This is a genomic window from Stutzerimonas chloritidismutans (assembly GCF_038562055.1).
In the GTDB taxonomy this organism is placed as follows: Bacteria; Pseudomonadota; Gammaproteobacteria; order Pseudomonadales; family Pseudomonadaceae; genus Stutzerimonas; species Stutzerimonas chloritidismutans_A.
This window is the reverse complement of sequence record NZ_JBCFXD010000003.1, coordinates 135,301-155,869: the sequence shown is the minus strand read 5'-3', so window position 1 is coordinate 155,869 and position 20,569 is coordinate 135,301. Positions and strand designations below refer to the sequence as shown.

Below are 20,569 nucleotides of genomic sequence, written 5' to 3'. Positions count from 1 at the left end.
CATGAGCTTTGCTCGTAGTTTGCTAAGCAGACTTGTATCCGGCAGAGGGCCAGATCCATGAGCATCAGTTTCGACAAGGCACTTGGCATCCACGAGAAGGCGCTCGGCTTTCGCGCTCAGCGCGCCGAAGTGCTGGCCAACAACATTGCCAACGCTGACACACCCAATTACAAGGCGCGTGATCTGGATTTCAGCTCGGTGCTTGCTGCACAACACAGCAAGAATCAGGGTGGGTTCGGTGTGGCCGTTACCAGCAGCAAACATATCGCTGCCGAAGGGATGGAAATTGCCGATCCTGGCTTGCGCTTCCGTACGCCAGCGCACGCTTCGCTCGATCAGAACACCGTAGATGCTCAGGTTGAACAGGCGGCCTACGCCGAGAATGCCATCGACTTCCAGGCAAGCTTTACGTTGCTCAACAGTAAGTTCCGGGGGCTGATGAGCGCCCTGCGCGGCGAATAGAAGGAGCGTTCCCCATGTCCCTTAGCAGTGTTTTCAATATCGCCGGTAGTGGCATGAGTGCCCAGAGCACTCGTCTGAATACCATTTCCAGCAACATCGCCAACGCCGAAACCGTCTCGTCCAGCGTCGACCAGACTTATCGTGCGCGTCACCCGGTGTTCGCGACCATGCTGCAGCAGGCCAACGGGTCACCGAACGAGTCGTTGTTCGCCGAACAGGATCAGGCAGGTGCCGGCGTTCAGGTGCTCGGTGTCGTGGAAGATCAGAGCGAGCTTCAAGCCCGCTATGAGCCCAACCATCCCGCGGCGAACGCCGAGGGCTACGTTTACTACCCAAACGTCAATGTGGTGGAAGAAATGGCCGACATGATTTCTGCCAGCCGTTCGTTCCAAACCAATGCCGAGTTGATGAACACGGCCAAAACCATGCTGCAGAAAGTTCTGACCCTGGGCCAGTAACCTAACGAGAAATTGCCATGAGCACGACAGGCGGCGTCGGCGGTACCGGCTCGGTACTGGACCAATACCAGATCAAAGATCGCGAAGTTAAAAGCAACGACCTCGGCAAGAACGAGTTTCTCGAGCTGCTGGTGACGCAGCTGAACAACCAGAATCCGCTGGAGCCCCAGGAAAACGGCGAGTTCATTGCCCAGCTCGCGCAGTTCAGCACCGTCGAAGGTGTGGAAAAGCTGAACTCGAGCATGGAAACCATGCTGTCCGGCTATCAGTCATCCCAGGCGCTGCAAGCCTCTTCGCTGGTTGGCCGAAAAGTCATCGTGCCGACCGATAAAGCAGTCGTGGACACCAGCGAAACCTTCAAGGCCAGCATCGTTCTCCCAACAACGAGCAGCAACGTGGCAGTCAACGTTTACGATAGTGCGGGCACGGTGGTCAATCGGATCAACATGGGTCAGCAGCAAGCTGGCAACGTTTCATTCATGTGGGATGGCAAGGACTCAGGCGGCAAAATCTTGCCGCCGGGTACTTATCGGTTCGAGGCGCAAGCCACTTATCAAGGCGAGACGAAGGGCTTGTATACCTTGCTTCCTGCCAACGTAGACAGCGTCACGCTTGGACAAAACGGCGGTGAGCTTCAGCTCAATCTGGCCGGTGTCGGCAGCATCGGGCTGTCTCAAGTCCAGGTTATCGGTCAGTAACTGCCGGCGCGTCCGGTAACAGGAGCAGTTCATGTCGTTCAATATCGGCCTCAGCGGCATGCGTGCCGCCAGCAAAGACCTCAATGTCACGGGTAACAATATTGCCAACGCGGGCACGGCGGGCTTCAAGCAGTCGCGGGCGGAGTTTGCGGACGTTTATGCCTCGTCAGTCTTGGGCACTGGCAAGAACCCGCAGGGCAGTGGCGTCCTGCTGGCCAACGTGTCCCAGCAGTTCAACCAGGGCAACATCAACTACACCCAGAATGCGCTGGATCTCGCGATCAACGGCAATGGCTTTTTCCAGGTCAGTAACAATGGTGCGTTGAGCTATACCCGCGCCGGGTATTTCGGTACGGACAAAGAAGGCAATCTGGTCGACAATTTCGGCTATAACCTTCAGGGATATTCGGTTGACGGAAACGGCAATATCCAGACGGGGCAGGTGAGCGATTTGAAGATTCAGACAGCCAGCCAAGAACCTAAAGCGACTACGAAAGTTGTTCAGGGCTTCAATCTGAACTCAACAAACGTCCAGCCGATAAACACGCCGTTCAATCCAGCTGACCCGTTGAGCTATAACTCCTCGACGTCGACAAATATCTATGACCAGCAGGGTAATGCGCATGTGATGACGCAGTACTTTGTGAAAACCCCGACTGATGGCGGCACCCCGCCTACCGACACTCCGAATACCTGGACGATGCACGTCCTCATTGATGGTCGTAACCCTCAGCAGCCAGCTGATGCGAATCCGGTTGTTGCGACGACGCCAAGCTCTACACAGTTGACCTTTAGTCCCTCGGGTGCGTTGCTTACTCCGACCGGAGGAATCACACCCGTGTCCGGCTGGCAGCCGGCAGTCAAGAACACTGATGGCACCTGGGCGCTGAATAATGCCGCGCCGGCAGGCGGTCTGGACGTATCGATCGACATGCGCGGATCCACCCAGTATGCAAGCGCGTTCGCCGTCAACAGTGTTAGCCAGGACGGATACACAACTGGCGAGTTGGCGGGCCTAGAGATTAGCGAAACCGGCGCGATTTTCGCTCGCTACACAAATGGTCAGTCCAAAGTGCAAGGCCAGATAATACTGGCTAACTTCGCCAACGTTCAGGGGCTCACACCAGTCGGTAAGACGCAGTGGGTCCAGTCGTTCGAGTCAGGTGAGCCAGTGCGCAACCCACCTGGCAGTGGCACCCTCGGTTCGTTGCAGGCTGGCGCTCTTGAAGACTCAAACGTTGAGCTTTCAGATCAGCTGGTAAACCTGATCGTGGCGCAGCGTAATTACCAAGCGAACGCCAAGACGATCGAAACCGAAAGCGCGATTACCCAGACGATCATCAATCTTCGGTAATCGTTACCTAGCACTGCGCGGGGCGGCGGGAAACTGCCGCTTCGTTTTCAGAAGGCCCTTTGGGGCCTTTTTTTTATTGGCAATTTCCTTATATTTCAGCGTGTTAGGTGTGCGTTCGTTGTTTGGCATATCCCTTGCTTTGACAGCTGATAAGAGTTCAATCAGTGTCAATTCGCGTGGGGAGGTTCAATGGACAAGATGCTCTATGTGGCCATGACGGGAGCGAGCCAGAACGCTCAAGCCCAGCAGGCACATGCCAACAACCTGGCAAACATCTCGACCACGGGCTTCCGGCGGGACTTTGAGCAAGCGCGCTCGATGCAAGTGTTCGGAGACAGCTTCCCAGCACGTGTCTACGCCATGACCGAGCGACCAGGTACAGACTTCAGCTCCGGCACTCTGCAGGAAACCGGTCGGGACCTTGACGTAGCGGTTGAGGGAGATGGCTGGATAGCCGTGCAAGCGCCGGATGGCAGCGAGGCCTATGCCCGGACTGGCAGCCTGAATATAGACACGCTTGGCATGCTCCGAACCGGCGACGGTTTGCCGGTGCTCGGCAATGCCGGGCCGATCGCCGTGCCGCCAGAGGAGAAAGTGGAGATCGGAGCTGACGGCTCGATCAGTATCCGCGCGCTCGGTGAAGATCCAAATGTGGTAGTTACGGTCGATCGTTTGAAGCTGGTCAATCCCGATCCAAAGCAGCTGGAGAAGGGTGCCGACGGCCTTATTCGATTGAAGGATGGACAGCCTGTCGAGGCTGACGCCGCGGTTCGTGTGACCTCAGGCTTCCTCGAAGCGAGCAACGTCAACGCCGTTGCCGAGATGACCTCAATGCTCGCGCTGTCCCGGCAATTCGAGCTGCACGTGAAGATGATGCGTACTGCCGAAGAAGATGGTGCCGCTGCGGCCCGAGTCTTGCAGATCAGCTAATCAAACTAGTCGGCGCGACCAGATTCCGGCGCCATAGGAGAACGACATGCTTCCAGCACTGTGGGTGAGTAAGACCGGTCTGTCCGCGCAGGACATGAACCTGACCACCATTTCCAACAACCTGGCCAACGTCTCGACCACCGGCTTCAAGAAAGATCGGGCCGAATTTCAGGATCTGCTGTATCAGATCCGCCGCCAGCCTGGTGGCCAGTCCAGCCAGGACAGTGAGCTGCCATCGGGTCTGCAATTGGGTACCGGTGTGCGGATCGTCGGTACGCAGAAGCAGTTCACCGCCGGCAGCCTGCAGACCACCGAGCAGCCGCTCGACATGGCCATCAATGGCCGTGGCTTCTTTCAGGTGCTGCTGCCAGACGGCACCGTGTCGTATTCGCGTGACGGCAGTTTCCATCTGAACGCTGAAGGCCAGATCGTGACCTCGAACGGTTACTCACTGGAGCCGGCGATTGTCGTGCCGCCGGAAACGCAGACCTTCACCGTGGGCGAGGACGGTACTGTTTCCGTTACAACGCTGGGCAACCCGGCGCCCCAGATCATTGGCAACATCCAGACCGCCGACTTCGTCAACCCGGCCGGTCTGCAGGCGATGGGCAGCAACCTGTTTCTGGAAACCGCCGCAAGCGGTGCGCCACAAGTCAGTACACCTGGTCTCAATGGCCTGGGTACCGTGCTGCAAAACACCCTGGAAAACTCCAACGTCAGCGTGGTCGAGGAGTTGGTGAACATGATCACCACTCAGCGCGCCTATGAGATGAACTCGAAAGTCATCTCCACGGCCGACCAGATGCTGTCCTTTGTCACCCAGCAGCTGTAACTGCCGTCAGCCGCTGGATTGAGGTGAATATGCGCCGCTTGTTGATTGTCGTCCCACTAGTGTCCGCCGTGGTTATGTCCGGTTGCATGGCGCCGGCTCCGAAGCCCAACGATCCTTATTACTCGCCAGTTCTACCGCGCACGCCACTGCCGGCCGCGCAGAACAATGGGGCGATCTATCAGGCGGGCTTCGAGACCAATTTTTACGACGATCGTAAGGCATACCGGGTCGGCGACATCATCACCGTCACGCTCAACGAAAAAACTCAGGCGAGCAAGAATTCCAATTCGAAAATCGCCAAGGACAGCAGTGCCAACATCGGTCTGGGTTCGCTGTTCGGCGGTGCCGTATCGATGGTTAATCCGCTGACCGACAACAAGATGACGTTGGGCGCTGAATACGAAGCGTCACGGGACACCTCTGGTTCCGGTCAGGCGGGGCAGAGCAACAGCCTCTCCGGCTCGATCACCGTGACCGTTTCGGATGTACTGCCGAACGGTATTCTCGCGATCCGCGGTGAAAAATGGATGACGCTCAACACTGGCGATGAGTTGGTGCGAATTGCCGGACTGGTACGTTCGGACGACATCGCCACCGATAACACCGTCCCGTCGACCCGTATTGCTGATGCCCGTATCACTTACTCCGGTACTGGCGCCTTCGCCGATGCTAGCCAGCCAGGTTGGCTGGATCGTTTCTTCATCAGCCCGTTGTGGCCGTTCTAAGCAGGTGCAGGCAATGAAACTGTTCAGCTCGATATTGGTTGCTTTGCTCTGTGTGGTGGTGCTTCCGGCCCATGCCGAGCGGTTGAAGGACATCGCGACCATTCAGGGTGTACGTAGCAACCAGCTGATCGGTTACGGTCTTGTGGTTGGCTTGAACGGTAGCGGCGACCAGACGACCCAGACGCCTTTCACAGTGCAGACCTTCAATAACATGATGGCGCAGTTTGGTATCAAGGTGCCTGCGGGCGGCAACGTCCAGCTGAAGAACGTGGCTGCTGTCTCGATACATGCCGAGCTTCCGCCGTTCGCCAAGCCTGGCCAGACGATCGACATCACCGTATCGTCGATCGGCAACGCCAAAAGCCTGCGCGGCGGGAGTCTGTTGATGGCGCCGCTTAAAGGGATAGACGGCAATGTCTATGCGATTGCTCAAGGCAATCTGGTCGTAGGCGGTTTCGATGCCGGCGGCGCTGATGGCTCGCGCATCACCGTTAACATCCCCTCTGCAGGACGAATCCCTGGAGGGGCGACGGTCGAGCGACCGGTGCCTACAGCCTTCAACCAGGGCACCACCCTGACCATGAACCTCAATCGACCGGACTTCACCACCGCCAAGAACATCGTAGACCACATAAACGAGCTGCTTGGCCCGGGCGTCGCTCAGGCACTCGATGGCGGCTCGATCAGCATCACCGCCCCGCTGGATCCAAGCCAGCGAGTGGACTACCTGTCGATCCTGGAAAATCTGGAAGTGGACGTGGGGCAGGCGGTGGCCAAGGTCATCATCAACTCGCGAACCGGAACCATCGTCATCGGCCAGAACGTACGCGTTCAGCCAGCGGCGGTGACGCACGGAAGCCTGACCGTGACCATCTCCGAAGATCCTCAGGTGAGCCAGCCAAATCCGCTTTCTGACGGGCAGACCGTGGTTGTTCCCAACTCCAAGGTCAAGGCAGAGCAAGAAGCCAAACCGATGTTCAAGTTCGGCCCGGGCACGACTCTGGACGAAATCGTTCGGGCGGTGAATCAGGTAGGCGCGGCGCCGAGTGATCTCATGGCGATCCTCGAGGCCTTGAAGCAGGCCGGTGCTCTGCAAGCAGACCTGATTGTGATTTGAGGACTGGGATAATGGAAAATCGTCTGGGGCTGGGTCGACGCACACCTGACAGCGGTAGCTACTCTGACCTCAATCGTCTGAATCAACTCAAGGTTGGCAAAGACCGTGACGGTGCCGAGAACGTGCGCAAGGTTGCGCAGGAGTTCGAGTCTCTGTTCATGAACGAGATGCTCAAGTCGATGCGTTCGGCAACCGAGGTCATGTCGAAAGACAACCCGTTCAACAGCCAGGCAAGTAAGCAGTACCAGGACATGCACGATCAGCAGCTCTCGGTCACGCTGTCCAAGGAAGGCGGTGGTATCGGGCTTGCCGACGTGCTGATCCGTCAGCTGAGCAAGCAGCAGGAACCCAGCGAAAAGCCGAACCCTTTCGCCCAAGTGGCACAGACTGAAGGGGCCAAGTGGTCGAGCAATCCCAACTCGAAGATTGCTGCTGTGGACCCCGCGCGCAACGATTCTCAGCTGCTCAACCAACGTCGCCTGGCATTGCCGGGACGGCTAGCCGAGCGGGCTCATGCTGAGATGGCAACTGCAAATACCCAGGCGGATCCAGTTAGTCAGACGGGTACAGCTCAGCCGCTGGTCGATCTTGACTGGAAGCCTGCTACCGCTTTCGCAGCGCCTCAGGACGCACCGTTGACGATCAACGGTGTTGAGACGACCGCGCCGAGCAAGACGCGTTTCAGCTCACCTGCAGAATTCATCGCCACCATGTTGCCAATGGCCGAAAAGGCGGCGAAGCGCTTAGGTGTCGAGCCGCGCTTCCTCGTGGCACAAGCCGCGCTGGAAACTGGCTGGGGCAAATCGATCATCAAGCAGAAGGACGGCACCAACAGCCACAACCTGTTCGGCATTAAAGCCACGGGGTGGGACGGTGCGTCCGCGAAGGTCACCACGACCGAGTACGTCAATGGCAAGGCAACCAAAGAGGTCGCCGGGTTTCGGGCGTATGACTCGTTCGAACACAGCTTTAACGATTACGTCCGGCTGTTGGAAAACAATGATCGTTACAAGCCAGCCCTTCAGGTGGCCAGTGCATCTGGCAACTCCGAACGATTCGTCAACGAGCTGCAGCGGGCAGGTTATGCCACTGACCCGCAGTACGCGCGCAAGATCAACCAGATCGCTCGCAAAGTGCAGACTTATCAGACAATTGCCGACGCCAGCACGTCGCCCGCTGTGCGGACTAGAGGTTAAACATGGCTGATCTACTGAATATTGGCCTGTCCGGCCTGAGTGCCAGCAAGAGCCAGCTGTCCATTACTGGCCATAACATCAGCAACGTCAACACGCCGGGCTTTAGCCGGCAGGATGCCTCGCAGGCGACGCGCACACCGCAATTCAGCGGCGCGGGCTATGTGGGCTCGGGCACGACGCTTGTGGAAATTCGCCGTAGCTACAGTGAGTTCCTGACCAGTCAGCTGCGCAGCAGCACCTCGCTGAGCAGCGACGTTGAAGCCTACAAAAGCCAGATCGACCAGCTTGACTCCTTGCTGGCCGGCAGCACGACGGGTATCACGCCAGCACTGCAGAAGTTCTTCTCGGCATTGCAAACCGCTGCTGAAGACCCTGCCAATATTCCGGCGCGCCAGCTGGTGCTGGCGGAAGCCGAAGGCTTGGCGAGGCGCTTCAATACGGTATCGGATCGCCTGACCGAGCAGAACAACTTCACCAACAAGCAGATGGCGGCGGTAACCGATCAGGTTAATCGGCTCGCTGGCAGTATTGGCAGCTTGAATAATGCCATCGCGATTGCCTCGGCTAACGGCCAGAAACCCAATGACTTGCTCGACAAACGTGATGAAGCGGTGCGCCAACTTTCTACGTACATTGGCGTCACGGTGACCCCTCAGGACGACAACAGCTTCAATATTTCCGTTGGAACTGGTCAGCCGCTCGTCGTGGGCAGCACGGTTAGTCGCCTCGAGATCGTGCCAGGTCAAGGCGATCCCAATCGTCATGAAATCCAGTTCGTCAGCGGCAGCTCGCGCCAGGGTATTACGTCACAGATCACTGGCGGTGAACTGGGCGGTCTTATCCGTTACCGCAGCGAAGTGCTGGATTCGACAATGAACTCGCTGGGACGGCTAGCGCTGGCTGTAAGCGACCAAGTCAATACTCAGTTGGGGCAGGGACTCGACCTGAAGGGCCAAGTAGGGAAAGCGCTGTTTGGCGATTTCAACGCTCCGGCCTTAGCACAGCTCAGGGTCACCGCTTTTGCTGGCAATAGCTCTAATGCACAGCCGCTGCTGAACATCACCAACTCGAGTGCCTTGACCGTCAGCGACTACCTCATGGAGTACGACGGTACTGCCTATAAGGTCCGTCGACTGAGCGACAATCAGACGATGACCGTGTCTGGCGCTCCGAGTGGCCCTTTGTCTTTTACCGACAAGGATGGTCGCGATCAGGGTTTCCAGGTTGAGTTGGGAAGCGCGTTGCCGGCTGCTGGTGACAAGTTCAGCCTTCAGCCTACGCGTCGGGGTGCAGCGGACGTGAGGGTGACGCTGGACCAGGCCGATCAATTGGCTTTCGCTGCGGTAGCAAGCGGACAGAGTAATCTTCAGAATGCAGGCACTGGTGCTATCAGCCAACCGGATATGGCATCGGCACCATCGCCAATCGACCTCAACGACCTCAAGATGGCATTTGGTAGTGGGCTAAACCTCACCGCTACCGCGAACTCGGACGGGACTTTTGCATTGACCGATGCTGGCTCCCTGCCCACCGGTTGGGCATACGTGGATGCGAAGGGCGACCCTCTTGTTGACGGTAGCGGCAATCCCCTCTCACCGGTACTCCAGTCCGGTACGACCAATACCGTCCGGTTGGCGTACACGGCCACCCCAGGGGGGACTTATCAGTTCGACTTCAATGTCAGCGGAAGACCTCAGACAAACGATAGTTTTTCGCTGACTTATAACCAAGGCGGGGTTTCCGATAATCGCAATGCGTTGAAACTTGTTGATCTTCAGACGAAGCAGACCGTTGGAGTTGATGCTGGCTCAGCAGGCTCCGGCTTCAGCTTTACCGACGGCTACGGCGAACTGGTCGAGCGCGTCGGCACCTTGACGGCTCAGGCCCGCATGGACAGCGAAGCGACTGGCGCGATTCTCAAGCAGGCTACGGATAACCGCGACTCACTGTCAGCGGTGAATCTCGATGAGGAAGCAGCCAACCTGATCAAGTTCGAGCAGTACTACAACGCTTCGGCTCAGATCATTCAAGTTGCCCGCTCCTTGTTCGATACATTGATCAATACCTTCAGGTAACAGGCCCGCCCATGCGCATCTCGACTCTGCAAGCATTTAATAACGGCGTAGCCGGTATTCAGCGCAACTACTCCAATGCAACTCGCACGCAGGAGCAGATCAGCACGGGTAACCGAATCCTCACCCCAGCTGACGATCCGGTTGCGTCGGTGCGTTTGTTGCAACTTGAACAACAGCAGAACGTGCTGAGCCAGTACAACTCCAACCTCACTGCAGCGAAGAACAGCCTGACTCAAGAAGAGGTCACGCTGAACTCCGTTAATACCGTATTACAGCGAGTCCGAGAGCTGGCTGTACAGGCAGGCAACGGCGCCCTCGACCCGCAGGATCGTAAGGCAATCGCAGCTGAGTTAGGCGAGCGCGAGGACGAGCTTCTCTCGTTGATGAATACCCGCAATGCGCGCGGCGAGTACTTGTTTTCGGGCTTCCAAGGCAAGACCCAACCATTTGTTCGAGGTGCAGACGGCAGCTACAGCTATCAAGGGGATGAGGGGCAGCGGAAGTTACAAGTTGCGAGTTCGCTGAACGTACCCATCAGTGATAACGGTAAATCAATCTTCGAGAGCGTAACGAATGCTGGGCGGCTGGATAGTGCGCTGGCAACTACGCCGATTGGATCAACGCTTCGGGTGTCTGCTCCGCTTGTGCAAGACGAAGTTGCATTCGCCGCTTTTCCGAGCGGCGGGGTTGAGGTGGTCTTTAACAATGCCCCTGATGAGCGGACATATAACGTCTACGAGTATGGCGCCGACACAAGCACTGCGACGCCCCTCGCAACGGGCAGAATGGATGAAGATGCGGGCAAGCCGGATAAGTTGGTATTTGCCGGCGTCGCGCTGCAGCTGGACGGCACGCCGGCGGGTGGCGAGCGGGCAGTAGTGCTGCCCGGAAAGGTCAATGTCGATACCGCGACCGGAACGATAACGACCGGACCAGTGGCAAACAAACAGGGCATTCTCGACACAATTGCGAGCTTGCGTATGGCCTTGGAGGACCCCTCCACCGACAACGGAGAAGTACGAGACGCCGTTGCCGTCGCCCTAACCAACCTTGACCACGGCATGGTCAGCGTGGACCAGGCGCGCGGAAATATCGGTGCTCGACTCAACGTCATCGAAACCACGCAAACCGACAACGAAGATGTTGCGTTGGTCAATAAAGGCGTCCAGGCAGAACTGCGCGAGCTCGATTATGCCGAGGCGCTGTCCCGGCTATCCATGCAAACGGTGGTGCTTGAGGCAGCCCAGCAGAGTTATGTAAAGATCGCAGGATTGAGTCTGTTCAACGTGATGCGTTGAGCCGCCCGGCGGGCACGGTTCACAGAATAAGCACCGCGATTTGACTTGATCTTGGTGCGACTTAGAGTGTCATTGCGGCGCATGGAGTACCGCGTCGTTAATCCGACATCCATAAGGACATGAACAATGCTTAAGTCTTTGCTATCCGCTTCATTATTCACTCTGCTCGCTAGCGTCTCTTTCGGTAGTTTTGCTGGCCCGACGAAATCGGCTGACCCCGTAATGGTCGCAGCGGCCCAACAGGTAGCGCCGATCAACATCAATTCAGCCGACGCCGAAACCCTAACCCGCGAACTCAAGGGGATAGGCGCTACGAAGGCCAAGGCTATCGTCGCCTACCGCGATGCCCATGGTCCATTCAGCTCGGTCGACCAGTTGCTCGAAGTCAAAGGAATAGGCGCGGCTACATTGGAAAAAAATAGAGCCAAGTTGAGCGCGAACTGACAATCAAAAAATCCTTCAACTGAGCCGGTCCTTCGACCGGCTTTTTAGTGCCCGTAACTTTAGGATGCTGGCCGCTTGCTCTCCAATCGTGTCGGCTGTTTGGCGTCGACTGACGGTTGGGCAGGAACGTGGACTGGCCGGCATTGTCTTTGTTAGAACGCTTATTCGGCTTTAGCAACCTGTTTTCAAGCGCAATTGGCCTTAAAAAGGCATTGACATGTTACGGTTATTCACAGTTATCCATATGAGGCCGGAGAGTCATTGCAAATACACTAAGCGAACGGCGCTATTTTTTTAAGTTGCTGATTTAAAAGGCGTTATTCGCTTTGGGCAAAAAGCCGCCGATCTGTTCATAGGCCGCGTCGCGTGGGCGTTTCAGCCAGTCATCCAGCAACTGCTCACAGGCTTATCCACAGGTTTTGTGGATATTTCTTCCGACAGTGGCAAAGCAGCTTTAGCGGGAGACATTCGATGAAAGCACCTTGGAATTTCTTTAAGTACCTACCGGTGGCACGAGGCGTTCTCGCTCGAGGAAGGTTACCGATGGTACTACTTGCGGTCGCGAGAAAACGCTCCGCTCGGGGTGGCTTGGTAAAAGGTTTGCGTGAAGATCTCACGCTGTTGCAAGGGCTGTGTTTGGCGTGGTGGCGAGGTGAGTATCGGCAGGTCAGCAGGCCTGCGCTGGTCGCTGCAGTCGCTGGTCTGTTGTATTTCCTGTCGCCGATGGACGCCATACCGGACTGGATTCCAGGTCTCGGATTTGTCGATGATCTAGCGGTATTGGGCTGGATAATCCGAAAATGGTCTGGCGAGTTGCAGGCGTTTCGCACCTGGCGAGACAGCCAGTCGGCGGATGTGCGGGCAAATATCGATCAGCTGCCTTCCATCGACGAATCAGACGGCGGTGATGTCGGTAGAGGGCGTAATCCCAAATTCTAGAAGTTGGTCGGCTTAATCCTTTCGACTGCTTACTCAGCATCGCCCCCTCACTCTTTAGTGCGGCCTTTTGATGATGATTGATTTGTCGCCGGGGCTGATAAGATCTTGTTTTGAATTTGAGACTACGGTCGGGGTAGCGGATGAGTATTCAGGTCATCATGCGGGACGGTATGCCGGAGTATGCCGTGCTTCCTTGGGATGAGTATCAAGCTCTGTTAGGCAGCGGGCGTAGCGTGAGTGCCGCGGTGCCAGTGGGAGCCGGTACTTCAGGCGCACTGCCGAAGTTCAATACGTTGCCGGTGTTGCGAGAGGCCAAAGGATTGACTCTGGAAGCGCTGGCGCGCTCTGTCGGCATCAGCCCTGCGTACCTGGATCTAATCGAGCGGGGCGATCGTGAACCCGGTGATGTAATACGTCGCGCACTTGCCCGTGCATTGGAGATTGAAGGATGGCAGCAGGAGGCGTAACAGGCACCGCAGCGTCAATTCGCATCAGTCGTCCGCACTGGCAGGCGTTGATGGACGAGTTAGCTGAAGTCCGACGACAACGCCATTTGGTCACGTACCGAGCGTTGATCGAACGCCTCCAGCTACCCGCGCCCGCCATGCAAACGTTGACAGCCGCGTTGGAGCATCTGGCCTCTTTGGATGCTCATGCTGATAGGCCGCTACGTAGTGCATTGGTCGTCAGTCAAGGTGCCAGTCGGTTACCAAGAACAGGATTTTTCGAGTGTGCGACGCGCCTCGGGCGCTTTTCTGGTCCGGCAGATGGTCCTGCCGCCGCATCTTGGCATGCGGGCGAGGTTGCGCGAGTGTTCGAGTTTGATTATCCGGGGATTCCTTAGATGCTGAACAACATTCGGGCGCGAGTCGGCTATCTGGTTGCGCGCAGACTGATGAGCTCTCGACGGGTTGTTCGGCAACCGAAAATGTGGCGTTGGATGGAGGGCCAGTTTTCGCGTATGGCCGCGATTGGTGATATCAAAGCGCAGAGTTTTTATGGCCATATCCTGTTGTTCCGTGGTCAGGGTTACGGTGCAAGACAGGAAGGCATACGTTTGCTGCGCCTGGCGGCTGAGAAAGGCGATGCCAAGGCTGCCTACCAGATGGGTGTCATCTGCCTAGGCGAAGATGCTACCCACGGCCCAGACGGTGCAAAGGCCGCGCACTGGTGGAAGCTTGCCGTCGAGGCTGGGCATCCGTTAGCTGCGACCCGCTTGGCCCAGCTGTATATGGCTGGTGGCCATGGGCTGGCTCGAGACACTCAGCAGGCTGACCATTACAAGGCCAGCGCTGCCAGACTTGGTCTGTGATCGCCTGCGACGGGCAAGTGTGCTCTGTCTGTGCAGACCTGCTTGCTCTAGACCGGTACAGGGCGCTCCAGCGCCATCGCGGCAGCGGTCCGCCCGGCAGGAGCGTTACACCCATCGCGTGGCCGATGAGGTCCTGGAGCGCTCGAAATCATTGATTTCCACCTAACAGTTGGGCGCTGATCACGCGAGCCGTAACCGCTGAGGTAGGCATCGTTATCCGATAACAGTGTTCGGCGGTTTGAATGATGTGCCTGCTCATTACAGTTTGCCGGCTGGGTGTAATACGCAGATTTCGTACCGATGCTTACGTCCGTACAATGCAGCCTTTTTCGGTTGGGTCGTTTCTGATGCAGATCGCCTTAGCACCTATGGAAGGGCTCGTTGATGACATCCTGCGCGACGTGCTCACAAGTGTCGGTGGCGTCGATTGGTGCGTGACCGAGTTCATTCGGGTTTCGGATCGTCTGTTACCGGCGTCCAGCTTTCACAGACTGGCGCCTGAGCTTCAGTGCGGAGCCGCTACTCGCGCGGGCACGCCATTGCGTGTGCAACTGCTGGGCTCCGATCCCCATTGTCTGGCTGATAACGCTGCTTATGCGTGCAGTCTTGGCGCCCCGGCAATCGACCTCAACTTTGGCTGCCCGGCCAAGACTGTCAATAAGTCGCGCGGCGGTGCCATCCTGCTCAACGAGCCAGAACTCCTGCATTCCATACTTCATGAGGTACGCAAGGCGGTGCCGGCGTCGATTCCCGTGACCGCCAAGATGCGTCTGGGTTTTGACAGTAAGGAGGGTGCACTTGATTGTGCTCGCGCGCTGGTTGACGGTGGCGCGCAGCAGCTGGTGGTGCATGCGCGGACCAAGGTCGAGGGGTATAAGCCGCCCGCTCACTGGGAGTGGGTGGCAAGGGTGAAGGACGTCGTCAATGTGCCAGTGTTTGCTAATGGCGATATCTGGTCGGTGGATGACTGGCGCCGTTGCCGAGAAGTCAGTGGTGTCGAGAACATCATGTTAGGTCGCGGCCTGGTCTGTCGGCCAGATCTAGCCCGGCAGATCGCGGCGACAGAAGCCGGTGAGCCGCTTGAGCCGATGAGTTGGGAAGATTTGCAGCCATTACTGGCTGATTTCTGGAGGCAGGCGCGACGCAAAATGTCTCCGCGTTATGCCCCTGGGCGCTTGAAACAGTGGATATCTCTGCTGACACGCAGTTATCCGCAAGCCGTTACGATGTTCACTCAGGTAAGGCGGGAAAATGATTGCGAGCGGCTGGACGCGCTGTTGGGCTTAGACGAGACCCCACTGAGTTTAGAAGCGGCGCTCTAGTCGCCTGCTAACGTCCGCCGCTTACATCGAGCAGAGCGCCGCTGGTGTAGCTGGCCTTGTCGCTGACCAGCCAGAGAATTGCTTGTGCCACCTCTAACGCTTCACCCCCTCGGCCCATGGGGACGCTGCTCCTGATGCGCTCGATGCGGTCTGGCTCGCCACCGCTGGCATGGATCTCTGTATAGATCACGCCAGGCCTTACGGCATTAACCCGGATGCCTTCCGCTGCGACTTCCTTGGCCAGCCCAAGGGTCATGCTGTCTATTGCGCCTTTGGCGGCTGCATAGTCGATGTACTCGTTGGGCGAGCCGAGTTTGGCAGCAATTGACGATACGTTGACGATGGCGCCACCGGTACCGCCGTAGCGAGTCGACATGCGCTTGACCGCCTCGCGTGCGCAGAGAAAACTGCCGAACACGTTGACCGCGAATACGCGCTCCAAGCGTGCCTTGTCCATATCATGGAGGCGCATTTGGCGTTCAAGAATGCCGGCGTTATTAACCAATGCGTCGAGCCTGCCGAACTCTGCGTCAATGGCTCCGAACAGTCGCACGACCTGTGATTCGTCCGCTATATCTGCCTCGATAGCGATCGCGTGCGCTCCGTGGCTGCGCAGTTCTTTTAGCAGCTGCTCTGCAGCGTCGCGACGCTGTCGAAAGTTCAGGCACAACGCGTAACCTGCAGCCGCTGCGAGCCTGGCCGTGGCTGCGCCAATGCCGCGGCTGGCGCCTGTTATCAACATCACTTTGGACATTAAAATTCCTCGACGAACGGTCTTGAAAACAAGCTAGCAGCTCCTATCTAGGGCATCACAGGGCGCCGAATTCGGGCCCTGTCAGAACCACTCGCTGAATTTCAGGAGATAGCAACATGACTAGTTTTTCGATGGCTCCACTGTTTCGTCAGTCCATTGGTTTCGACCGGTTCAACGACCTGTTCGAGTCCGCGCTGCGCAATGATGCAAACGGCTCGTTTCCACCCTACAACGTGGAAAAGCATGGCGATGATCAGTACCGCATCATCGTAGCAGCCGCCGGGTTCCAGGAGTCCGACCTGGATTTGCAGGTCGAGCGAGGCGTGCTGACCGTGAGTGGCGGCAAGCGTGAGGGCGGTGGCGAAAACGTGACCTATTTGCACCAGGGCATTGCCCAGCGTGCATTCAAGCTCTCGTTCCGCCTAGCCGACCATATCGAAGTGAAAGGTGCCGGGCTGAACAATGGGCTCCTGAGCATCGAGCTTGAGCGTGTCGTGCCGGAGGAGGCCAAGCCCAAGCGCATCCCGATCAATGGTGAGCGTTTGGCGTTGGAGGGCTGATCGGCCAGCTCGCGCATACTGATACGTCTTTAGCTTGAGAGAGAGCCCCGCCTGCGAGCGGGGTTTCTCTTTGCACGTAAGAGCCATTCAGCTCGCTGAATGGGCTTCCAGCAGTGTTCCGAAATCCGCCAGCGGAAGAGGGTGGCTGAACAAATATCCCTGGTAAAGGTGGCAGCCCTGCGCTTGGAGCAGGTCGAGCTGTGCCTGCTGTTCAACACCCTCGGCAATCACTTCCAGACCGAGGCTTCGCGCCATTGCGACAATGGCGCGAATGATCTCGGCGTCGTTTGGGTCGTCCAGCGCATCGCGGACGAACGACTGGTCGATCTTGAGGACATCTACCGGTAGTCGCTTCAGGTAAGTGAGCGAAGAATAGCCGGTACCAAAATCGTCCATGGCGAAGCTCACACCCTGCCGGCACAGACGGCGCATTTTAGCGATGGTGTCTTCCAGATTCTGAATCACGATGCCTTCGGTTATTTCCAGCTTGATCATCCTGTGGGGAAGCGCGGCGGCCTTGAGCGCCTCGAGAATCCGTTCGACGAATTCGCTTTGGCGGAACTGGCGCGGGCTGATGTTCACACAAAGGCTGAAGCTGTCCGAGCGTACGAGTCCGCTTGTCAATAGCGAGGCGGCAATACGACAGGCATCCTTGATGACCCAGTTGCCGACATCCACGATCAGGCCGCTTTCTTCAAGCACGTCGATGAACTGAGCTGGCGAGCGCACGCCATCCTCGGGATGATGCCAGCGCAAAAGAACTTCGGCGCCGATCACCCTGGCGGAGCGCGCATCTACCTGCGGTTGAAGGTGCAGTTCGAACTCGTTGCGCTGTAGCGCCAGGCGCAGCTCGCTTTCAAGTTGCAGGCGCGCACTGGCGGCTTGCTGCATGGTCGTGCGAAAGAGCTGGATTGCATTGCGCCCGGCATCCTTGGCGCGATAAAGGGCGATGTCGGCTCGCTTCAATAGATCGGCAGGTGTCTCGCCGTGATCCGGCATCAGGGCGATGCCGATACTGGGTGTCACCTGCAGTCTATTGCCTTCGAACACCATAGGCTGCGCGAGAAGGGTGCGAAGTTTTTCGGCAATCTGGCGAACATGGCGAGTCACTTCCGAGCGCTTGCCGGTCAAGCCGGTCAGCAGCACAACGAATTCGTCGCCTCCCAGGCGGGCAACGGTGTCCTCCTGGCGGATGCTGGCTTCAAGGCGCGCAGTGATCATCTTCAAGACCGCGTCGCCGACCGGGTGACCCAGCGAGTCATTGATGTGCTTGAAGTGGTCGAGGTCGAGAAACAACAACGCACCGCGAAGGTTGTGTCGTTTGTGCAGGGCCGTCTGCTGCGTCAGGCGATCCATCAACAACGTACGGTTGGGCAGGTTAGTCAGCGGGTCGTGATAGGCCAGGTGATGGATCTGCGCGTGGGCCGCCTTGAGCTGGCTGATGTCGCGCGCGGATAACAGCAGGCAATCGATGTTGTTCAGCTCGATCGGCTCTACCGACACCTCAATCTGCTTGAGGCGACCGTGACGATCCTGGCCGACCATCTCCCAGTTTGTCACCCGGCCATCGCGTTCGAGCCGTTCGAGGATCTCTTGGCGTTGCGTGCTGGGCCAGACGCCCAGCTCGGAAGAGGTTTTGCCTATGGCTTCCTCCGGACGGTAACCAGAGAGGCGGTGAAAGCCCTCGTTGACTTCGATGAATCGTCCAGTGCTGCGCTCGCTGATGATGATGGCGTCAGGGCTCGAATGAAACGCCTTGGCGAATTTGATCTCGCTGGCCCTCAGCGCTGCCTCGGCCTGTTGTCGTTTGGTAATGTCACGAAAAGTGGTGACGATGCAGAGGCGGCGGTCGACGCGGATGAACCTGCTGGAAACCACGCAGGTGACTATCTGCCCTGCCTGGGTGCGGAACTCTGCCTCGGCGTTCTCCAGTCTCTGATCACGCATTAGCTGCTCGAACAGCGATTTTCGCTGCCGCTCGTCCCGCCAGATGCCCACTTCAGGAGCAGAGCGCCCCACGATATCGGTACTGTTCCAACCAAATACGACGCTGAAGCTGGGGTTGATCTCCATGAAAACCCCGTCGCGGATGCGGGACAGGGAGATAGGATCCGGACTGCCTTGAAACAAAGCTGAGAATTTAGCTTCCGAGGCTGCCAGGTGTTGCTCGCGCAGGACCCGTTCGGTGGCGTCGATGATGATCCCTGCCATGCGCAATGGCGCGCCATGCTCGTCTCGGTAGAGCTTGGCGGTACTTTCAAGATGCCGAATGGTGCCGTCTAGATGGATGGCCTGATACGTGGCCTGATAGGTTTGCCGGCGCCCGGCGAGTAAGTCGCTGTATGCCGTGCGCATCGTCTTGCGGTCATTGGCAGCGACGCTGCGAAAAAACTCGCGAAACGACCCATCGAATGGGCCCTCTATCAGGCCTTGCAGTTCGGACGCTCTGGAAGAGGCATATAGGCGGTCGCTTGGTATGTGCCATTCCCAGTTGCCCAGCTCGGCGGAGGCCAATGCCAACTCAAGGCGCTCTTGGCTGTCTTCCAGCGCCTGCGCCTGAGTGTGCTGATCGGTGATGTCGCGGATGACGCCAACCAGAATCGTGTTGCCATCGTCACTGATCTGCCGTTGGCCATCGATCTCCAGCCACCGCACGCTAGCGTCAGGCCAGCAAACCCGGTGCCTGAAACTGAAGCGCGGTTCTGGGCCGGCAAGCACCGAATATGCAGCTGCTTCGATATGCGGGCGATCCTCAGCAACGATCAGGTTCAGATACTGATCTGGGGATAGTTCTACCAGCGGGGTATCCAGGCCGAACAGTTTTCCTGTGCCGAGCGACCAGTGCATGGTGCCGCGTTGGACATCCCACGACCACAGGCCGAGTTCCGCTCCGTCGAGCACGGATAGCAGGCGAGCTACGTCTTGCCATGGTTTGGGTGCTGCGCTTGGTGAGGACTCTGGCTTCGTGTCAGGCGGCAACATGGGCGGCCTCGGTGGGCTGGGTCTGCTGAAGGTGTCGATGGCAGGCGGTGCTCATGGTTCTCTTTGATTTTGTAGTTGTGCCCCGAACTTATCCGTAGCTGATGGCAAAGTGCAAGTCGCTTAGTCGGCATCCAGCAAAGACATGAAGGCCTTGGCTGCGTTAGACAGGGTGCGCTCGGTATGCGTGATATATCCGAGCTGCCTCGCCAGTTGGTCGCCAGGCAGCGGCAAGCGCACCACCTGATCATCAAGCATCGTGCGTGGAAGCACGCTCCAGGCGATCCCAATGGACACCATCATCTTGATCGTCTCCATGTAGTTGGTGCTCATCGTGATATTGGGTGTCAGCCCCTCGCGCTCGAATAACCGCTGGGCAATATGGTGGGTGAAGGTATTCCCACCAGGGAACACGGCCGGATAGCCGGCGACATCAGCCAGGGTTATTTCGCCCATGCGTGCCAAAGGGTGCTCGGGGGCAACCACAAAATCCAGCGGATCTTCCCAGACCATGACCGCACGAATGGGCGCTGCGGTTTGCGGCGCCAGGGTGATCACCGCAAGCTCGGCGCGCCCATGCAGGACTTCATCGTAAGCCACCTCAGAGTCGAGGAAGCGGATATCCAGATTCACGTTCGGGTATGCGCGAGTGAAGCGCCTCAGCAAGGGGGGGAGGCGATGCAGGCCGATGTGATGGCTCGTGGCCAGGGTCAGTCGCCCGCTGACGTCGCCGTTGAGGTTGGTCAGGGCGCGGCGGGTGTCGTCCAGGACATTGAGGATCTGATATGCGCGAGGAAGCAACGCTCTGCCGGCTTCGGTCAGGCCGATCTCGCGGCCTAGCCGATCGAACAATCGCACGTTCAGCTGTGACTCCAATGAAGCCAGGCGTTTGCTTACCGCCGGCTGAGTCAGGTGGAGGCGTTCGGCGGCCTGGGAGAAGCTGCCCATCTCGGCGACCGCTATGAAAGCGTTGAGGTTGGCGAGGTCCATGTCCGGTTCCAGTAGTTTGCTTGGCTTCGCTTTAGTATTCCACAGCGGAATGATTGTGATGAAAAATATGAATTTGAGTAATCCGTGGTAGGTCCGTAGCATGACCGTATAAGCAAAAGGGCTA

At 57.7% G+C, this 20,569-nt stretch carries 21 protein-coding genes; 18 read left to right on the top strand and 3 right to left on the bottom strand.

Translation table 11 applies throughout. The features are described 5' to 3' along the window. Positions 1-57 precede the first annotated feature (57 nt). From flgB to AAGW23_RS07215, 17 genes are all read left to right on the top strand, one after another. Positions 58-462, top strand: coding sequence for a flagellar basal body rod protein FlgB (gene flgB, locus AAGW23_RS07295; RefSeq protein ID WP_342405788.1), 405 nt, complete (start codon positions 58-60; stop codon positions 460-462). A 14-nt stretch (positions 463-476) separates the two neighbouring features. Beyond that, positions 477-920, top strand: a complete 444-nt coding sequence (gene flgC, locus AAGW23_RS07290; RefSeq protein WP_019342809.1) for a flagellar basal body rod protein FlgC — start codon at positions 477-479, stop codon at positions 918-920. Between the two features lie 17 nt (positions 921-937). Next, entirely contained in the window at positions 938-1,618 is a 681-nt protein-coding gene (flgD, locus tag AAGW23_RS07285) for a flagellar hook assembly protein FlgD (protein WP_342405787.1), read from the top strand. Between the two features lie 31 nt (positions 1,619-1,649). Beyond that, the gene (gene flgE, locus AAGW23_RS07280) at positions 1,650-2,972 is read left to right on the top strand and encodes a flagellar hook protein FlgE (RefSeq protein WP_342405786.1); all 1,323 of its coding nucleotides are present in this window, start codon (positions 1,650-1,652) and stop codon (positions 2,970-2,972) included. Between the two features lie 189 nt (positions 2,973-3,161). After that, on the top strand, positions 3,162-3,902 hold the full coding sequence (flgF, locus tag AAGW23_RS07275; RefSeq protein ID WP_342405785.1) for a flagellar basal-body rod protein FlgF: 741 nt from the start codon (positions 3,162-3,164) through the stop codon (positions 3,900-3,902). A gap of 46 nt (positions 3,903-3,948) precedes the next feature. After that, positions 3,949-4,734: a flagellar basal-body rod protein FlgG gene (gene flgG / locus AAGW23_RS07270; protein ID WP_046162214.1), complete on the top strand. Its 786-nt coding sequence runs from the start codon at positions 3,949-3,951 to the stop codon at positions 4,732-4,734. Between the two features lie 29 nt (positions 4,735-4,763). Beyond that, positions 4,764-5,459, top strand: coding sequence for a flagellar basal body L-ring protein FlgH (gene flgH / locus AAGW23_RS07265; protein WP_342405784.1), 696 nt, complete (start codon positions 4,764-4,766; stop codon positions 5,457-5,459). Between the two features lie 13 nt (positions 5,460-5,472). After that, entirely contained in the window at positions 5,473-6,576 is a 1,104-nt protein-coding gene (locus AAGW23_RS07260) for a flagellar basal body P-ring protein FlgI (RefSeq protein WP_342405783.1), read from the top strand. An 11-nt stretch (positions 6,577-6,587) separates the two neighbouring features. Beyond that, positions 6,588-7,772, top strand: a complete 1,185-nt coding sequence (gene flgJ, locus AAGW23_RS07255; protein ID WP_342405782.1) for a flagellar assembly peptidoglycan hydrolase FlgJ — start codon at positions 6,588-6,590, stop codon at positions 7,770-7,772. A 2-nt stretch (positions 7,773-7,774) separates the two neighbouring features. Then, positions 7,775-9,847: a flagellar hook-associated protein FlgK gene (flgK, locus tag AAGW23_RS07250; RefSeq protein ID WP_342405781.1), complete on the top strand. Its 2,073-nt coding sequence runs from the start codon at positions 7,775-7,777 to the stop codon at positions 9,845-9,847. A gap of 11 nt (positions 9,848-9,858) precedes the next feature. Then, positions 9,859-11,145 carry a flagellar hook-associated protein FlgL gene (gene flgL, locus AAGW23_RS07245; RefSeq protein WP_342405780.1) on the top strand — a complete coding sequence of 429 codons (1,287 nt, stop codon included), beginning with the start codon at positions 9,859-9,861 and terminating at the stop codon, positions 11,143-11,145. Between the two features lie 126 nt (positions 11,146-11,271). Next, on the top strand, positions 11,272-11,589 hold the full coding sequence (locus AAGW23_RS07240) for a helix-hairpin-helix domain-containing protein (RefSeq protein ID WP_342405779.1): 318 nt from the start codon (positions 11,272-11,274) through the stop codon (positions 11,587-11,589). Between the two features lie 471 nt (positions 11,590-12,060). Beyond that, on the top strand, positions 12,061-12,528 hold the full coding sequence (locus tag AAGW23_RS07235; protein ID WP_342405778.1) for a YkvA family protein: 468 nt from the start codon (positions 12,061-12,063) through the stop codon (positions 12,526-12,528). Positions 12,529-12,668: 140 nt separating this feature from the next. Beyond that, entirely contained in the window at positions 12,669-12,995 is a 327-nt protein-coding gene (locus AAGW23_RS07230) for a helix-turn-helix transcriptional regulator (protein WP_342405777.1), read from the top strand. Continuing rightward, positions 12,977-13,372, top strand: a complete 396-nt coding sequence (locus tag AAGW23_RS07225; RefSeq protein WP_342405776.1) for a hypothetical protein — start codon at positions 12,977-12,979, stop codon at positions 13,370-13,372. Before AAGW23_RS07230 ends, AAGW23_RS07225 begins: the two co-directional genes overlap by 19 nt. Then, entirely contained in the window at positions 13,373-13,840 is a 468-nt protein-coding gene (locus tag AAGW23_RS07220) for a sel1 repeat family protein (protein ID WP_342405775.1), read from the top strand. It abuts the gene before it with no gap. A 347-nt stretch (positions 13,841-14,187) separates the two neighbouring features. Continuing rightward, positions 14,188-15,162: a tRNA-dihydrouridine synthase family protein gene (locus tag AAGW23_RS07215; protein ID WP_342405774.1), complete on the top strand. Its 975-nt coding sequence runs from the start codon at positions 14,188-14,190 to the stop codon at positions 15,160-15,162. 7 nt (positions 15,163-15,169) lie between these two features. On the opposite strand, the gene AAGW23_RS07210 is transcribed toward AAGW23_RS07215, so the two are convergent. Beyond that, entirely contained in the window at positions 15,170-15,916 is a 747-nt protein-coding gene (locus AAGW23_RS07210; RefSeq protein WP_342405773.1) for an SDR family oxidoreductase, read from the bottom strand. A gap of 116 nt (positions 15,917-16,032) precedes the next feature. Between AAGW23_RS07210 and AAGW23_RS07205 the strand changes: the two genes are divergently transcribed. Then, positions 16,033-16,476 carry an Hsp20 family protein gene (locus AAGW23_RS07205; RefSeq protein WP_342405772.1) on the top strand — a complete coding sequence of 148 codons (444 nt, stop codon included), beginning with the start codon at positions 16,033-16,035 and terminating at the stop codon, positions 16,474-16,476. Between the two features lie 87 nt (positions 16,477-16,563). Here AAGW23_RS07205 and AAGW23_RS07200 read toward each other — a convergent pair whose 3' ends face one another. Together AAGW23_RS07200 and AAGW23_RS07195 are read right to left on the bottom strand one after the other, a co-directional pair. Continuing rightward, entirely contained in the window at positions 16,564-19,458 is a 2,895-nt protein-coding gene (locus tag AAGW23_RS07200; RefSeq protein WP_342405771.1) for a sensor domain-containing protein, read from the bottom strand. A 120-nt stretch (positions 19,459-19,578) separates the two neighbouring features. After that, complete coding sequence (locus tag AAGW23_RS07195) at positions 19,579-20,445, bottom strand: LysR family transcriptional regulator (RefSeq protein WP_342405770.1); 867 nt, start codon at positions 20,443-20,445, stop codon at positions 19,579-19,581. Positions 20,446-20,569 lie beyond the last annotated feature (124 nt).

Coding starts and splice junctions, on each gene's coding strand:
- AAGW23_RS07215 (WP_342405774.1), top strand. CDS start 14,188: ATGCAGATCGCCTTAGCACCTATGGAAGGGCTCGTTGATGACATCCTG.
- flgD (WP_342405787.1), top strand. CDS start 938: ATGAGCACGACAGGCGGCGTCGGCGGTACCGGCTCGGTACTGGACCAA.
- flgH (WP_342405784.1), top strand. CDS start 4,764: ATGCGCCGCTTGTTGATTGTCGTCCCACTAGTGTCCGCCGTGGTTATG.
- AAGW23_RS07230 (WP_342405777.1), top strand. CDS start 12,669: ATGAGTATTCAGGTCATCATGCGGGACGGTATGCCGGAGTATGCCGTG.
- flgF (WP_342405785.1), top strand. CDS start 3,162: ATGGACAAGATGCTCTATGTGGCCATGACGGGAGCGAGCCAGAACGCT.
- AAGW23_RS07235 (WP_342405778.1), top strand. CDS start 12,061: ATGAAAGCACCTTGGAATTTCTTTAAGTACCTACCGGTGGCACGAGGC.
- AAGW23_RS07240 (WP_342405779.1), top strand. CDS start 11,272: ATGCTTAAGTCTTTGCTATCCGCTTCATTATTCACTCTGCTCGCTAGC.
- AAGW23_RS07205 (WP_342405772.1), top strand. CDS start 16,033: ATGACTAGTTTTTCGATGGCTCCACTGTTTCGTCAGTCCATTGGTTTC.
- AAGW23_RS07200 (WP_342405771.1), bottom strand. CDS start 19,458: ATGTTGCCGCCTGACACGAAGCCAGAGTCCTCACCAAGCGCAGCACCC.
- AAGW23_RS07210 (WP_342405773.1), bottom strand. CDS start 15,916: ATGTCCAAAGTGATGTTGATAACAGGCGCCAGCCGCGGCATTGGCGCA.
- flgE (WP_342405786.1), top strand. CDS start 1,650: ATGTCGTTCAATATCGGCCTCAGCGGCATGCGTGCCGCCAGCAAAGAC.
- flgB (WP_342405788.1), top strand. CDS start 58: ATGAGCATCAGTTTCGACAAGGCACTTGGCATCCACGAGAAGGCGCTC.
- AAGW23_RS07195 (WP_342405770.1), bottom strand. CDS start 20,445: ATGGACCTCGCCAACCTCAACGCTTTCATAGCGGTCGCCGAGATGGGC.
- AAGW23_RS07220 (WP_342405775.1), top strand. CDS start 13,373: ATGCTGAACAACATTCGGGCGCGAGTCGGCTATCTGGTTGCGCGCAGA.
- AAGW23_RS07225 (WP_342405776.1), top strand. CDS start 12,977: ATGGCAGCAGGAGGCGTAACAGGCACCGCAGCGTCAATTCGCATCAGT.
- flgG (WP_046162214.1), top strand. CDS start 3,949: ATGCTTCCAGCACTGTGGGTGAGTAAGACCGGTCTGTCCGCGCAGGAC.
- flgC (WP_019342809.1), top strand. CDS start 477: ATGTCCCTTAGCAGTGTTTTCAATATCGCCGGTAGTGGCATGAGTGCC.
- flgJ (WP_342405782.1), top strand. CDS start 6,588: ATGGAAAATCGTCTGGGGCTGGGTCGACGCACACCTGACAGCGGTAGC.
- AAGW23_RS07260 (WP_342405783.1), top strand. CDS start 5,473: ATGAAACTGTTCAGCTCGATATTGGTTGCTTTGCTCTGTGTGGTGGTG.
- flgK (WP_342405781.1), top strand. CDS start 7,775: ATGGCTGATCTACTGAATATTGGCCTGTCCGGCCTGAGTGCCAGCAAG.
- flgL (WP_342405780.1), top strand. CDS start 9,859: ATGCGCATCTCGACTCTGCAAGCATTTAATAACGGCGTAGCCGGTATT.